The sequence below is a fragment of the Tsuneonella sp. HG249 genome, assembly GCF_053819205.1.
On sequence record NZ_JBSOQY010000001.1, the window covers coordinates 174,362 to 188,876 of the forward strand.

Sequence of the window (14,515 nt, forward strand, 5' to 3'; positions counted from 1 at the left end):
GGAATTGTCTTGAGCTACACCTTCGATTCTACCGTCCTGCGCGAATACGACATCCGCGGGGTGATCGGCGAAACCCTCGGCGCCGACGACGCACGGGCAATCGGCCGCGGCTTCGCCACCATGCTGCGCGAGGCCGGCGGAAAGAAGGTCGCCGTCGGCTATGACGGCCGGGTGAGCAGTCCGATGCTTGAGCATGCACTGATCGAGGGCCTCACGGCGAGCGGCTGCGACGTCGTCCGGGTCGGCATGGGCCCCACCCCCATGCTCTATTATGCCGAGGCCTCAGCCGAAGACGTGGATGGCGGCATTCAGATAACTGGCAGCCACAATCCCGCCAATTACAATGGCTTCAAGATGGTATTTATGGGGCGGCCGTTCTTCGGGACGGACATCCTCGAAATCGGCCGCCGCGCCGAAGGGGGCGAATGGGCCGACGGGTCCGGTACGGTCGAGAGCCGCGAGGTCCTCGAGGATTACATCGAACGGTTGCTCACCGGGCTCGAGGGCATCTCCGGCGATACGCTGTCCGGTCTTCGAATCGGTTGGGACGCGGGCAACGGTGCCGCCGGGCCCGCGCTGGAGGCGCTCGCCGCCCGGCTGCCGGGGGAGCACCATCTTCTCTTCACCGAAGTCGACGGGAATTTTCCCAACCATCATCCTGATCCTACCGAAGAGAAAAATCTGGCGGACTTGCGAGCGCTCGTCGCCGAGAAGAACCTCGACTTCGGAGTGGCTTTCGACGGCGACGGTGACCGCATCGGCGCGATCGACGGCGAAGGCCGGATCATTTGGGGCGACCAGCTTCTAATGATCTATGCCGAGGACCTCCTAGGTAGACTACCTGGCGCGACTGTGATCGCCGACGTGAAAGCCAGCCGGGCGCTGTTCGAGCGGGTTTCCGAGCTCGGCGGGCAGCCACTAATGTGGAAGACCGGGCACAGCCTGATTAAATCCAAAATGAAGGAAGTTTCCTCACCGCTGGCAGGCGAGATGAGTGGTCACGTGTTCTTCGCCGACACCTATTACGGTTATGACGACGCGCTTTACGCGGCGATCCGGCTGATAGCCGCCAGCGCCCGCCTGGGCCGCTCGGTGACTCAATTGCGCGGTGCCATGCCGGCGATGGTCAACACCCCCGAGCTTCGCTTCCAAGTCGACGAAAGCCGCAAGTTCGCCGCCATTGAGGAGGTCAAAGCCCGGCTGGCGAGCTCCGATCTCGAAGTGGACGGCACCGACGGTGTCCGCGTGACTACTTCCGATGGCTGGTGGCTGCTGCGGGCGTCGAACACGCAGGACGTCCTGGTCGCGCGGGCCGAGAGTCTCAGCCAGGAGGGGCTCGACCGGCTGGTCGCGCAGATCGATGAGCAGCTACAGGCAAGTGGCTTGCAGCGGGGTCCGCAGGCCGGTCATTGAACAGTGCAAGGGCCGCCGGGGCGGCCCTTGCATGTTCGAGGCCTGCGTCAGATTTCCGAGCGATCCGTGGAGGCCGTCTTGGTCTGCACGCGCAGGTTGTTCTGCACGTGGCCCACGCCGGAGATGCTCTCGACGATGTCCTCGGCCCGCCGCTTGGCGCCGCGATCGGTGACGGTCCCGTCCAGCGTCACTTCGCCCTCGTTGACGGTGACCTGGATATTGCGGGCATCGATCTGGCGGTCTTCCGTGAGGCAGTCGCAGACGTCTTCGAGTACGCGCTCGTCGGTGCGTTTGTAGTTGGCCGGGCCCTTTCCGCGATGGTCCTGCTCCCGGCGACGAGCGGCGTCGACGTCGCCGAACCAGCTGGCAACCTCGTCCCCGGCCCGCTCGAGCAGTCCGCGTTCATCGCTGCCGTTTCGCTTGCTGCCGCCGACCGCACGGCCGGGGCTTGATGACCGACCAGCGCGCGACGTCGGGTGGCGCGGGGCCTCATAAGCACCGAGGCCGTTGTCGTAGTAGTCATCGCCGAATCCGGCTTCGCGCGCCGCGTAGCCGCCCGCCCATCCGAACTGGTCGTTGCGCCCTCGCGGGCTCGTATCGCGCCAGTCTCGTACCGCCGAGCGGTGGTCCTGCTCGAATGCGCCGCTGCCGCCCTGCTGGCTGTAGCGCGCGTCCTGAGACCAGGACCGGTCCTGCTGCCACGAACCGCCGTCGTCGAACTGCTCGACCTGCCGCGAGCCGTCCGGTTCGGAATCGCGGTACGGCTCGCGATCGCGTTGGCTATACATGCTTCGATTGCGCGGATCGCGCCGATTGCGGTCTTCCATCGGTTGTCTCCTCTGGTCTCTCGCCCTGTCACTTAGGTTAAACCTTCGTCCCCCGGCCTTGTTTCGCCGCTCGGCGCGCGCACGCCGCGCTCCGGCGCACCTCGGCGCTGGTGCTTTCATGGCCGCCGTGCTTTGCCCAAGAAGATGAACGTTCCGCCCGAGATCACGAACTGGTTCGCGGGCCGCGGGTGGCGGGTCCGGCGGCACCAAAGCGATATGCTCGCGGCGAGTGATTCCGGTAGGCATGCGCTGCTCGTCGCCGATACCGGGGCTGGGAAGACGCTGGCTGGGTTCCTGCCGACACTCGCGGACTTCACCACGTCCCGGCTTGCTGGGAAGGAACCGCCCGAAGGCCTCCACACGTTATACGTGAGCCCGCTGAAGGCCCTCGCGCATGACGTCCAACGCAACCTCGTGACCCCGGTCGAAGAGATCGGTCTCCCGATCCGGATAGAGACACGTAGCGGCGACACGCCATCCGATAGGAAGAAGCGCCAGCGCGCACGGCCGCCACATGTCTTGCTGACGACGCCGGAATCGCTGTCCCTGTTGCTCAGCTATCCCGAAAGCCTCGATTTGTTCGCCGGACTGAAGCGAGTGGTGATCGATGAGATCCACGCCTTCGCCACCGGCAAGCGCGGCGACTTGCTGGCGCTGGCCCTCAGCCGGCTGCAAGCGATAGCCCCCGATATGCAGCGTGCGGCGCTTTCGGCGACCGTCGCCGATCCCCAAGCCTTTCGCGAATGGCTCGCCCCCTGGGGCGACATCGACAGCGTATCGCTGGTGGCAGGCGAGCCGGGTGCGCCGGCGGAGGTGCAAATCCTCCTGCCGGAGGAAGCCAGCGTGCCGTGGGGCGGGCACGCAGCGATATGGGCGATCCCGCAGCTCTATCGTGAGATCAGGCGAAACAGCACGACGCTGATCTTCACCAACACCCGCTTCCTCGCCGAATACATCTTCCAGGAATTGTGGAACGCCAACGAAGACACCCTGCCCATCGGCATCCACCATGGGTCCTTGTCCAAGGAAGCGCGGCGCAAGGTCGAAGGTGCGATGGCGCGAGGGGAACTGCGCGCGCTCGTGGCCACTGCCAGCCTCGATCTGGGGATCGATTGGGGCGACATCGATCTCGTCGTGCAGATGGGCGCTCCCAAGGGTTCCAGCCGTCTCCTCCAGCGCATCGGCCGCGCCAACCACCGGCTCGACTGCCCGAGCCGGGCGATCCTAGTGCCCGGCAACCGCTTCGAGTTCCTCGAAGCGACGGCTGCAAAGGAAGCGGTCGATCAGGGACAGCGCGATGGGGAAGACTTCCGCCCGGGCGGGCTTGATGTGCTCGCCCAACATGTGATGGCCTGTGCCTGCGCGGCCCCCTTCGCGGAAGCCGAGTTGCTAGCCGAAATACGCTCTAGCCTGGCGTACGCCTGGCTGGGCGAGGCGGCATGGTCGCGTGTGCTCCATTTTGTGGCGACGGGGGGCTATTCGCTGGCAGCCTACGACAAGTTCAAGCGCATCGTTCGTGGGCGGGACGGGGTCTGGCGCTTGACGCATCCGGAGCACGCGCAGCGCCATCGCATGAACGCGGGGATTATCGTCGACAATGAGATGATCGAGATCCGCTTCCGCAACGGGCGATCGTTGGGCAAAGTGGAGGAGCAATTCGCGGCTTCTTTGAGCAGTGGCGACACCTTCCGTTTTGCCGGGATGGACCTCGAGGTCGAGGCACTCAGAGACCTCGAACTGATCGTGCGCGCCGCGAAGAAGTCCGCCACGATCCCGAGTTATATGGGCCTCCGACTAGCATTGACGACGCACCTTGCCGCGCGGGTGCGCGAGATGCTGGTCGATCGCGCGGGTTGGGCCCGCTTTCCCGACGATGTGCGCGAATGGCTCGAGGTCCAGGACTGGCGCAGCGAGATGCCCGGACCCGGTACGTTGTTGGTCGAGAGCTTTCCGCACGCCAAGAAGCACTACACCGTCTTCTACACCTTCATCGGCTGGAACGCGAACCAGAGCTTGGGCATGCTGATCACCAAGCGAATGGAGGAGCGCGGGCTGATGCCGCTTGGCTTCAACGCCAACGATTATTGCCTCGCAGTCTGGGGCCTGAAGCCCGTCGCCGACCCCGAACCCCTGCTGTCTCCCGACATCCTGACCGATGAGTTTGTCGACTGGGTGCAGAACTCACATTTGCTGCGCCGGGCGTTTCGCGAGGTCGCCGTGATCGGCGGGCTGGTGGAGAGGCAGCACCCCGGCAAGCGCAAGACCGGCAAGCAGGTGACCTTTTCGACGGACCTCATCTACGACGTTTTGCGTAAGTACGAACCTGACCACGTATTGCTTGAGGCAGCCTGGGCGGATGCCCGCACCCGCATGACCGACATCGGACGCTTGGGAGACCTGCTCGACCGCGCCGCCGAGCAATTGCTCCATGTCGAACTAGAGCGTGTCAGCCCCCTCGCCGTTCCGGTGATGACGCTGATCGGCCGGGAACGCACTCCGGAGGGTGCAGCCGACGACGAGTTGCTTCTCGAGGCAGAAACTCTCGCGGCCGCAGCCATGCGAGTGGCCGAAGTTCCCGCACCCGAAGGGGACTAGTTAGCCAGATCGTCCCGGCGGCACTTGCGAAACAGGCATTCGCCTGTTCCGGTCCGAGAAACTGGGCAATTTCGCCGGCTCGGCGCAAAGCAAAAGGGGGGCGATCATCTCGCCCCCCTTTGTCGGAAGAATCGCTAGTGAGTGGACTAAGCGCCGGGCGCCTTGCCAAATGCGCGATATTTCTCGTTGCCGACAAATCCGAACTTGGTGACCCCGGAAACCTTGATGATGTTCAGCGTGCGGATAGCGAGATCGTAGCTCGCCTGTTGATCCGGCTCGAACTGCAGCTCCGGCTCTGGATCGATGCCCTTCGTCTGGTTGAGCAGGTTCACCAGTTCAGAGTCGTTCACTGCATTGCCATTCCACAGGATCACGTTGTCCGGTGTGAGCACGATTTTGTTCTTGATCGGATCGATCGGAACGTCGGGCGGGTTGGGCGACGGGGCCGGCAGGTCAATATCGACCGAGTGAGTAGCAACGGGAATCGTGATGATGAACATGATCAGGAGAACGAGCATGACGTCGATCAACGGCGTCGTGTTCATCTCCATCATCGGCGAGCCATCGTCCTTGCCGCCTGACATTGCCATCTTGGGTTACTCCTGAATTCTATGCCGCTGCGAAACCGATCAAGCGTTCGGATCGACCTGGTTCGAAATGAAGCCGACGGTGGGATACCCGGCCGCCTGCACATTGTAGATCGCCCCGGCGATACAGCGCCACGGCGCGTTGACGTCGCCGCGGATGTGGACCTGAGGAATGTCCTCGGGATTTTCCATCAGTGCTTCCGGGCCGCCGGCCGCTTGCACGATCGCATCCAGCCGCTCGAAGGCCCGATCATACAGCTCCTGGGAATCCACCGGCGTCGTATTGTTGAAATAGACGCGGCACTCGCCGTTGCGCGAAGCCCCCTCGAAACCGGGCTCCCCCGCGCTGCGACCGCCGTCGTCGCTGGTGCTGACCGTCAGTAGCAGGTTCTCGACTTTGTCCTTCGACTCGACCGACTGCATCACCGGGAGCTTGAGCTTCTCGATCGTTTGAATGGCGACCGGAACCGCGATCAGGAAGATGATCAGGAGCACCAGCATCACGTCGACAAGCGGCGTGGTGTTGATGTCCGACATCGGCGTCTCGGTTACGTTTCCGCCTGTCGAAATGGCCATGGGCGTCCTATCCTAATTCACGTCTTGCGAAGTACGGAAGGGATGCGCGGCACCCCTTCCATGTCATTCGCTCAGGGCCGCGGAGCGGTGGTCGCCGCACCCGGGGCTGCGGGGCGCGCCGGAGCGGTAGCCGCGGCCTTGCCCGCCTGTTGAGTCGAGGTCTGGGTCATCACTGCCGGCTTGACGGCACCGCGCGAGTTGATGTTTGCGAGGATGTCAGTCGAGAAGCCTGAAAGCAGTTCGGCAATCCGCTTGTTCCGCGCCTGCAGCCAGTTATAGGCCAGCACCGCCGGCACTGCGACGAGAAGGCCGATGGCGGTCATGATGAGCGCTTCACCAACCGGGCCCGCGACCTTGTCGATCGAAGCCGAACCGGCCAGGCCGATGTTGATCAGCGCGCGATAGATGCCGATGACGGTGCCGAGCAGGCCGACGAACGGCGAGGTCGCGCCGACCGTTGCGAGGAACGGCAGGCCACCGGCCAGCTTGGCGTTGATGGAAGCCTCCGAGCGGGCCAGGGAGCCGTGCAGCCAGTCGTGCGCATCAAGGCTGTCGGTCATCTTGCCGTGCGATTCTTCAGCCGAAAGACCATCATCGACAATCTGGCGCCAGGCGCTGTTCTTCTCGAGCTTGCCGGCCCCTTCGCGGAGCGACGAGGCGCGCCAGAAGTTGGTACGAACCGCCTTATACTGGTTCATGATTTTCTGCTGCTCGATCCACTTGGTGATCAGAATGTAGAACGAGCCTACCGACATGATCACGAGCACGCCGAAGATCGACCAGGCGATGATACCGCCTTGCTGAAGTGCTTCATAGAAGCCGAACTTGTTGACCGGGGCGGCTCCACCAGCAGCCGCGAGGAGTTCGATATACATGGGTGAAAGTCCTCTCAGATAAACGAATAAATACGAATCGGGCGACCGCTACTTGGGAATTTCCCATCGCACCGAGCTCGACCAACTCCCACTCGTCGGCCTGCCTTCGCCATCGGTCGCCGGGTTGAACCGGCCACGCCGCTGGATCAGCGAGCAAGTGGTACTGTCGAGTTCGGGGGTTCCGCTGGAACCGGTAACGTTGCAGCTGGACACGCGTCCGCTCGCATCCACCTGGACCGTGAAGCGGGTCACGCCTTCCTTCTCTTCACGCAGGGCGCGGCTCGGATAGTCGTTCGGGTTCGCCCAGTTGCCGGGATTGCCCTTAGGCGACGGCGACTTGGGCTGCACGCGCGGTGGCGGCGGCGGAGCGGGCGGCGCGACAGGAGCCGGCGGCGGCACGCGCAGCGCGGGAGGCGCCGCCGGCGGAATGGTGGGCTGCGTCTGGATATTTGGCGGCGCCGGCGCGATATTGATAGGCGGGGGCGGCGCGACCGGCGGCGGAGGGGCCACGTCCGGCTGTTCTTCAGGCGGCGGCGGCTCCTCCTCGGGTGGCGGCGGTTCTTCGATGTCAACCGTCGTCACGCGCTCCACGGCCTTCTTGATCGCCGAATAGGCGAGGCCGGTAACAAGGGCATAACCAAGGGCGACGTGAATAAGAGCAACGATGATGATCGCGATAACGCGATTACCGCTCATCTGTTGGTCAGCGTAAGCCATTCAGCTGCATCACTCCATCGCTACCGAGCGGGTCCCGGCAAAACACACATCGTAGACGCGAATACAACCGTCGCGTCCCGACGCAATCCCTGCTGTCCACCCTGTCGGCCCATCGGATGCGGGGGCCGATCGGCCCGCCGGATCCCCGATGACCCGGCCGGGGGCCGACCGAGGTATTTTATCTCTTCGTTCCTCGGTTCGCCGGACGCTTAACCGCGAAGCAAATGCGAGGCAAACGCTTTTCCGGTTAACCCCGGATTCACGCCTTCGAGCGCTGAACGACAGAGATGCAATACGGTTTCCATGCGCAGCCAATGTGCTTAACCCGCTCTCCCATGCAGCTTGCCCGATTCTCGGTTCGTTCAGCGATTGCGGCCGCCTCGCTGGCGTTCATGGTGGCAGCCGCTCCGCCTCCCCCGGCGGGGCCACCCCTCTCGTACGCGGACCTCGCCGATCTCGCCGATGCCGCCGACCTAGTCGTACGCGCGAAGGTAAAGAGCGCGGTCCCCCTGCCCCCCGAGCGGGCAGGATCGGTCAGCGCTGGCCACACGCGGTTGTACGTCGAGGCCGAAACGGTTTCGCTGATTGCCGGCAACACGCCCCTTGGTCAGTCGCTCAAGTATCTCGTCGACGTGCCGCTCGACGCCAAGGGAAAGATTCCCAAGCTCAAGAAGCGCGAGTTTATCCTGTTCGCCCAGCCGGTCGCGGGGCGGCCAGGCGAGTTGCAACTCGTCGGCCCGACCGCGCAACTGCCATGGGATGCACAGGTCGAAACGCGGCTCGCCCCCATCCTCTCCGAGCTCGCCAGCGCCGATGCTCCCCCAGCGGTCACCGGGGTTCGGGACGCTTTGTCGGTCCCGGGCACTCTCGCCGGCGAGTCGGAGACCCAGTTGTTTCTTGCGACGCCGGAGGGTGATCCGGTTTCGCTCACGGTCGTTCGCCGCCCCGGCATGGCGCCCGCGTGGGGCGTGTCGTTCTCCGAAATCGTCGACCAGGCGGCGCGCCCGCCGGAACGCGACACGCTGGCATGGTACCGCCTTGCCTGCTTCCTGCCCCCGCTCCTCCCCGCCAACGCGAACCTCGCGAAAGACAGCACGTCGCGCACGCGCGCTGCCGAGGACTATCGCTTTGTGATTCAGCAGCTGGGCCCCTGCCCGAGAACGCTCAAGCGGCAATAGTTTCTCTTTGTTGGCCGCCGCGCGCGGCCGCCGTTAGATGCGGCAACCGCAGGGAGGAAATACGAGATGGCCGAACCGCTGCGCATCGCGCTTGCCGGCCTGGGCACCGTGGGCGCCGGCGTCATTCGCCTTCTCAGCGAGAATGGCGCGATCGTGCGCGCCCGGTCCGGCCGCGAGATACGCATCGTCGCCGTCAGTGCGCGCGACCGCAGCCGCGAACGGGGCGTCGACATCTCGGCGTTCGAATGGTGCGACGACATGACCGCGATGTCGGCCCGCGAGGATGTGGACGCGGTGGTGGAGCTGGTCGGCGGTGCCGACGGACCGGCGCTTACACTTGCGCGCAACACGATCGCCGCCGGCAAGGGTCTGGTGACCGCCAACAAGGCGATGATCGCCCACCACGGCCTGTCGCTCGCCGACACGGCCGAACAGGCGGGGGTCCCGCTCAAGTTCGAAGCGGCGGTGGCGGGCGGCATTCCGGTCATCAAGGGTCTTCGCGAGGGCGCGGCGGCAAACGCGATCGACCGGGTGCAAGGCATCCTCAACGGCACCTGCAATTTCATCCTGTCGACGATGGAAGATACCGGCCGCGACTTCGACGACGTTCTCGCCGAGGCGCAGGCGATGGGCTTCGCCGAAGCGGACCCGACTCTCGACATCGACGGGATCGACGCGAGCCACAAGCTTGCCATCCTGGCTGCGGTGGCGTTCGGCGCACGGCTCGATCTCGGCAACGTGTCGGCCGAGGGCATAGCCCGTGTCCGCGCAGCCGACATAGCCCGCGCGCGAGACCTCGGGTTCGTCATCAGGCTGATCGGCGAGGCGGATGTCGAAGGTGACGGCGGCGCGGCGCCCCGCCTGTTGCAACGCGTCCGGCCCTGCCTCGTCCCCCAGGCCCATCCGCTCGCGCATGTCGACGGGCCGACGAACGCCGTTGTGGCCGAGGGCAATTTTTCCGGGCGCCTGTTGTTCCAGGGCCCGGGTGCCGGCGACGGCCCGACCGCCAGTGCGGTGGTGGCCGACCTGATCGATATCGCGCGTGGCCAGGTGGGTTCCCCATTCTCGGTGCCGGTGGCCGATCTGACCGCGATGGCGCCCGCGCAACCGGGCGAGCGGCGCGGCCGCAATTATATCCGCTTCACCGTTTCCGACCGCCCGGGCGTGCTGGCCGAGATCACCGCCGCGATGCGCGATGCGGAGGTCTCGATCGAGAGCCTCATCCAGCAAGGCCAGCCCGACGCCGCGGGCGACGTGCTGGTCGCCATGGTCACCCACGAAGGCCCGGAACGGTGCGTCACCGAGGCCCTGCGCTTGCTCGACGGCGCCGAAAGCTTGACGGCACCGCCGCTGGTCATGCCGATCCTGGAGGCGTGAGGGGCTCGTCGTCCTCCCGGACGGCGGTCGCTGGCGGTTCGCTGGGCCCGGTGGGGGCATCGTCGCGACCGAGCGGCGCGAGACCGCGGGCGACGAGGTCCGCATCGGATCCTGGCGGCGCCTCCGGGATCGCTTTGAGGTCGATGATCTTGGGCATCGGCGGCGGGCACGGGGGGATGAAGCAGCCGCTGACGGATACCATCCCGGGCGGGTAGACGTGGCCGACATCGGGCGCGCGCGGCACCCCGCCCCTCGCGCCCGCGCCTTCGGGGTCGAGATCGCCGCTCGACTCGACGCGGAATTGCGACTGGTCTTCCTGCTCTGCGCAGACGACGATTTCCGCTCCTGGCTGCTGCGGGGGACACGCTTTGCTCGCGCGCGTATCCGGTGGGCCGTAGGCTTTCCTGGCGGCCGCCAGCGCCTCCTCGGCAGTCAGCCCGGGCACCGCGTCCTGCGCCTCGCTGATCGAAGGAACCGACAGGCTGAAGACCAGCGCCGATAGCGCCCAGCCGGTCCGTCTCGACAATCGTCGTCTCCCTCGTCTAAGCGCCGCGCCAATCACCGCCGCAGGACTGAATTGCCCATGAACAAAGCCGCCCCCAATGCTTCCAGCGTGCTTGATCGCGTGCTCGTGCTCGAACTGGTCCGCGTGACCGAGGCCGCCGCAATCGCCGCCAGCAAGCTGATCGGGCGGGGCGACGAGAAGGCCGCCGACGCCGCCGCGGTGGAGGCGATGCGCAAGGCTTTCGACACGCTCGACATCGACGGCACCGTGGTGATCGGCGAAGGCGAGCGCGACGAGGCACCGATGCTCTACATCGGCGAGAAGGTGGGCGGAGCGATCGGTACCGGTCCCAAGATCGACATCGCGCTCGACCCCCTCGAAGGCACCACGATCACCGCCAAGGCCGGCCCCAACGCGCTCGCGGTGCTGGCGGCGGCGGAGAAGGGCTGCCTCCTCAACGCGCCTGACACCTATATGGACAAACTGGCGGTCGGCCCCGGCTATCCCGATGGCATCATCGACCTTGCCAAAAGTCCGACCGAGAACGTCGAGGCGGTCGCCGCGGCCAAGGGCGTCGAGCCCGCCGACATCATCGTCTGCGTGCTCGACCGCCCGCGCCACGCGGCGCTGATCGCCGAACTGCGCGGCCTGGGGTGCGGCGTGGTGCTGATCGGCGACGGCGACGTCGCGGGAGTGATCGCCGTGACCGATCCGGACACGACCATCGACATGTACATGGGCTCGGGCGGCGCGCCCGAGGGCGTGCTCGCGGCCGCCGCGCTGCGCTGCGTCGGCGGCCAGTTCAACGGCCGCCTGATCTTCCGCAACGAGGACGAGAAGGCCCGCGCCCGCAAGTGGGGCATCCCCGACAAGGACTTCGGCCGCATCTACAAGCTCGAGGAGCTGGCCAAGGGCGATTGCATCTTCGCCGCCACCGGGGTTACGAGCGGAAGCCTGCTCGACGGGGTCAAGCGGCTGCGCGGCGGCAAGATGACCACCGAAAGCGTGGTGATGCGCGCGAGCAGCGGCACCGTGCGCTGGATCAGGGGCGAGCACCGCACCGGCTGAGTGTAGCTTTGCGTGGCACACCGACCGGGGCGCATTCTTAAACAGTCCGGTCACCGCGCTGGGCCCTAGCCGGCAGGCTCGTCCGCCCACTGGTCGGTTCGCCGCAACAGCCGGAAAAGCGCGGAATCGTCAGGCTTTCGGCGGATGTGCACCATCGCCCCGCGATAAACGACCGGCTGGACGAGGCCGAATTCGAGCCGCGCGAGCAGCGTCGCGTTCGTCACCTTCCGGAAATCCTCTGACGCCGTGCCGGGATGACCCCACCCGGGCAGCGACAGCACCCGGTCCCACGCAAACGCAAAGCTTTCCGCGCCGGCCCGCTCGCGCAGGCGGTAGGCGCTCGCCCGGCTCATCCCCACGGCCTTCGCTGCGGCGGTGGCTGAGCCGGTGAGGTAAAGCTGCGCCAGGAACGCGCACTGCCGCACCTCGCTCCACCCGTCGCGCCGCGAGCGCAGCGGCACCGGGCGGAACCAGCCCGGCCGGCGGCGGAGGCGATGGGGCGAAGGCTTGCTCATCGACGAGCTTAAGCCACAGGCAGGGGCCTGTAGGAAAGTTGTTTGCCCTAGTCCCGGCTAACCCGCCGTGAGGGGGGGGCGGAACATGGGGAGATGAGCCCGCCACCGCTTGGCTCGCCATGTCCAGGACGGGTCCGAAAAGGATTCCGGGCGCCGGGAATCTGCAGCTGGAAATAGCCGCGAAGGACTATGACAGCCGCCGGATGGCGTCGTTCAGATCCTTTTCGGAATAGGGCTTCGACAGTCGAGGCAACGTAAGTTCCTCGCCATGCGGAAGGTCGGCATAGCCCGACGCCAAGATGATTTTCAGGTCGGGCTTTATCGCTGCGGCGCGACGTACCAATTCCGCGCCGTTCATTTGAGGCATCGCGTAGTCGGTGATCATCAGGTCGATAGCTTTTCGCTGCAAGATCTCGAGGGCGTCCTTTCCGCTGCTAGCTTGGTGGACCTCGTGCCCCATATCCTCCAAGATCGTCACAGTGTTGAGGAGGATGAGCGCATCATCGTCGACCGCAAGTATGCGTAGGGTCCTGTCGACGGGCGAGATTATTGTACCGGATTGATCAGCATCCGCAGGCGAATCCTCGTTGGCCTTACGGAGGCATATTTCGACGGTTGTACCTCGACCTTCCTCGCTGATGAGCTTGAAGGCGCCCCCAAACTGCTCGGTCATTCCTTTCACCATGGAAAGGCCCAAGCCGGTCCCTTTGCCAACGCCTTTGGTCGTGAAGAACGGCTCGGTTGCACGCGTGAGAGTAGCCTGATCCATACCCTCGCCTTCATCTGCGACGGACAAGCAAACCATGTCTTCTGCCACTTCGCCGCCTTCGACGGTGCACGCGCCGATGGTGACCGTGCCCCCTTTCGGCATCGCATCGCGCGCATTCACGACCAGATTCATGATCGCCAATTCCAGCTGGCTGCGATCAGCGACCACCGGAGGAAGCTGCAAGGGAAACGCAAGGCGTATCGAAATCCCCGCTCCAATCGTTCGTTGAAGAAGCTGCGTCATGTCACGCACGGCGCTCAAGAGGTCGACGGTCTCGAGTTGCAGTTCCTGCTTCCGTGCAAAAGCCAGCATGCGCTGCGTGAGGGTGGCTCCCCGTTCCGCTGCAGTAATGGCGTTCTCGATAAAGCTGTCGGCTTCTCTTCCAGCCGAGATACGTCGCTGGGCGATGCGCAGACTGCTGAGGATTGCCGCCAGAATATTGTTAAAGTCGTGCGCGACGCCTCCTGTAAGTTGCCCGATCGCTTCCATTTTCTGGGACTGGAAAAACTGTTCGCGCGACCGTTCCAACTCGATTTGCGCGTTCCGCCTTTCGGTTAAATCGCGAGTAACCTTGGTGAATCCGTAAAGTTCGCCTTTGTCGTTGACGATACGGTCGATTACGACGCTCGCCCAAAACCGCGTTCCATCTTTCCGAACCCGCCACCCTTCTGCCTCGAAGCGCCCCTCGGCAGCTGCGGTTCTCAACGCTGTCGCAGGTATCCCCGCCGCTAGATCCTCATCGGTGTAAAATCGGGAAAAATGCTCCCCTACAATCTCGTTCTCGCTGTACCCTTTGAATCGCTCCGCACCGGCATTCCAGCTCGCCACGTTACCGGCAGCATCGAGCATGTAGATCGCGTAGTCCGTTACCCCTTGAACGAGCATTCTGAAGCGTTCTTCACTCTTTCGAAGGGCTTCCTCCGCGTTTCTTCTCTCCGTGAGGTCTCGTGTGATCTTGGCAAATCCCACATGATCGCCACGCTCATCACGGATAGCCTGGATTACTACGTTGGCCCAAAATCGGCTTCCATCCTTGCGGACCCGCCAGCCCTCGGCTTCAAAGCGTCCTTCGGCCAGGGCCGCGGCAAGAGCAGTTTGGGGCGCGCCCGCCGAACAATCGTCCTGGGTATAGAACCGGGAGAAATTTTCGCCGATTATCTCGGAGGGCTCGTAACCCTTGAGCCGCCTCGCCCCTGTGTTCCAGGAGCGGACGGTGCCAGCGGGATCGAGCATATAGATTGCGTAATCGGTGACGCTTTCAAGCAGCAACTCCGCTCGAATCGCGGTCTCGGAATCATGTGGTCGATGAATGGTGCTTTCCCTCGACCCGTCAACCAGAGGAGCGGCCACGGGTTCCCGGCTTGCTTACGCCTTTGTGGGTGGGCGATCGCCCTCTGGAGCCGGTGTCCGTGCCGGTTCGATTGCGGACGTTCACTCCGGAAGCAGAGCGCCTTCGTAGCCGGGCCCGCGCAATTCCTCCGCCCTGCCTTGCAACGAGGTCAGCGACGGTTTC

General features: G+C 64.7%; 13 protein-coding genes. 5 read left to right on the plus strand and 8 right to left on the minus strand.

Annotated features, from left to right (window positions below; translation table 11 throughout):
* Positions 1–9: 9 nt before the first annotated feature.
* The gene (gene pgmG, locus ACWPM1_RS00860) at positions 10–1,413 is read left to right on the plus strand and encodes a phosphoglucomutase/phosphomannomutase PgmG (protein ID WP_455692958.1); all 1,404 of its coding nucleotides are present in this window, start codon (positions 10–12) and stop codon (positions 1,411–1,413) included.
* Between the two features lie 47 nt (positions 1,414–1,460).
* Here pgmG and ACWPM1_RS00865 read toward each other — a convergent pair whose 3' ends face one another.
* Entirely contained in the window at positions 1,461–2,240 is a 780-nt protein-coding gene (locus ACWPM1_RS00865) for a BON domain-containing protein (RefSeq protein WP_455692959.1), read from the minus strand.
* 144 nt (positions 2,241–2,384) lie between these two features.
* On the opposite strand from ACWPM1_RS00865, the gene ACWPM1_RS00870 reads away from it, so the two are divergent.
* On the plus strand, positions 2,385–4,835 hold the full coding sequence (locus ACWPM1_RS00870) for a ligase-associated DNA damage response DEXH box helicase (protein WP_455692960.1): 2,451 nt from the start codon (positions 2,385–2,387) through the stop codon (positions 4,833–4,835).
* 146 nt (positions 4,836–4,981) lie between these two features.
* Here the strand turns inward: ACWPM1_RS00870 and ACWPM1_RS00875 are convergent, their stop codons facing one another.
* The 4 genes from ACWPM1_RS00875 to ACWPM1_RS00890 form a co-directional block, all read right to left on the minus strand.
* Positions 4,982–5,425 (minus strand): ExbD/TolR family protein, encoded by a 444-nt coding sequence (locus tag ACWPM1_RS00875; RefSeq protein ID WP_455692961.1) that lies wholly within the window; start codon positions 5,423–5,425, stop codon positions 4,982–4,984.
* A 39-nt stretch (positions 5,426–5,464) separates the two neighbouring features.
* Positions 5,465–5,998: an ExbD/TolR family protein gene (locus ACWPM1_RS00880; RefSeq protein WP_455692962.1), complete on the minus strand. Its 534-nt coding sequence runs from the start codon at positions 5,996–5,998 to the stop codon at positions 5,465–5,467.
* A 71-nt stretch (positions 5,999–6,069) separates the two neighbouring features.
* Positions 6,070–6,873, minus strand: coding sequence for a MotA/TolQ/ExbB proton channel family protein (locus tag ACWPM1_RS00885; protein ID WP_455692963.1), 804 nt, complete (start codon positions 6,871–6,873; stop codon positions 6,070–6,072).
* A gap of 48 nt (positions 6,874–6,921) precedes the next feature.
* Positions 6,922–7,590, minus strand: a complete 669-nt coding sequence (locus ACWPM1_RS00890) for an energy transducer TonB (protein WP_455692964.1) — start codon at positions 7,588–7,590, stop codon at positions 6,922–6,924.
* A gap of 335 nt (positions 7,591–7,925) precedes the next feature.
* On the opposite strand from ACWPM1_RS00890, the gene ACWPM1_RS00895 reads away from it, so the two are divergent.
* Both ACWPM1_RS00895 and ACWPM1_RS00900 read left to right on the plus strand, forming a co-directional pair.
* Entirely contained in the window at positions 7,926–8,768 is an 843-nt protein-coding gene (locus tag ACWPM1_RS00895; RefSeq protein WP_455692965.1) for a hypothetical protein, read from the plus strand.
* A 66-nt stretch (positions 8,769–8,834) separates the two neighbouring features.
* Complete coding sequence (locus tag ACWPM1_RS00900; protein WP_455692966.1) at positions 8,835–10,145, plus strand: homoserine dehydrogenase; 1,311 nt, start codon at positions 8,835–8,837, stop codon at positions 10,143–10,145.
* On the opposite strand, the gene ACWPM1_RS00905 is transcribed toward ACWPM1_RS00900, so the two are convergent.
* A complete protein-coding gene (locus tag ACWPM1_RS00905) occupies positions 10,123–10,671 on the minus strand; it encodes a hypothetical protein (protein WP_455692967.1) in 549 nt (182 codons plus the stop codon). The genes ACWPM1_RS00900 and ACWPM1_RS00905 overlap by 23 nt on opposite strands.
* A gap of 57 nt (positions 10,672–10,728) precedes the next feature.
* On the opposite strand from ACWPM1_RS00905, the gene glpX reads away from it, so the two are divergent.
* A complete protein-coding gene (gene glpX, locus ACWPM1_RS00910; RefSeq protein WP_455692968.1) occupies positions 10,729–11,718 on the plus strand; it encodes a class II fructose-bisphosphatase in 990 nt (329 codons plus the stop codon).
* A gap of 65 nt (positions 11,719–11,783) precedes the next feature.
* Here the strand turns inward: glpX and ACWPM1_RS00915 are convergent, their stop codons facing one another.
* Positions 11,784–12,233, minus strand: coding sequence for a hypothetical protein (locus tag ACWPM1_RS00915; RefSeq protein ID WP_455692969.1), 450 nt, complete (start codon positions 12,231–12,233; stop codon positions 11,784–11,786).
* Positions 12,234–12,420: 187 nt separating this feature from the next.
* Entirely contained in the window at positions 12,421–14,313 is a 1,893-nt protein-coding gene (locus tag ACWPM1_RS00920) for a PAS domain S-box protein (protein ID WP_455695093.1), read from the minus strand.
* Between the last annotated feature and the right edge of the window lie 202 nt (positions 14,314–14,515).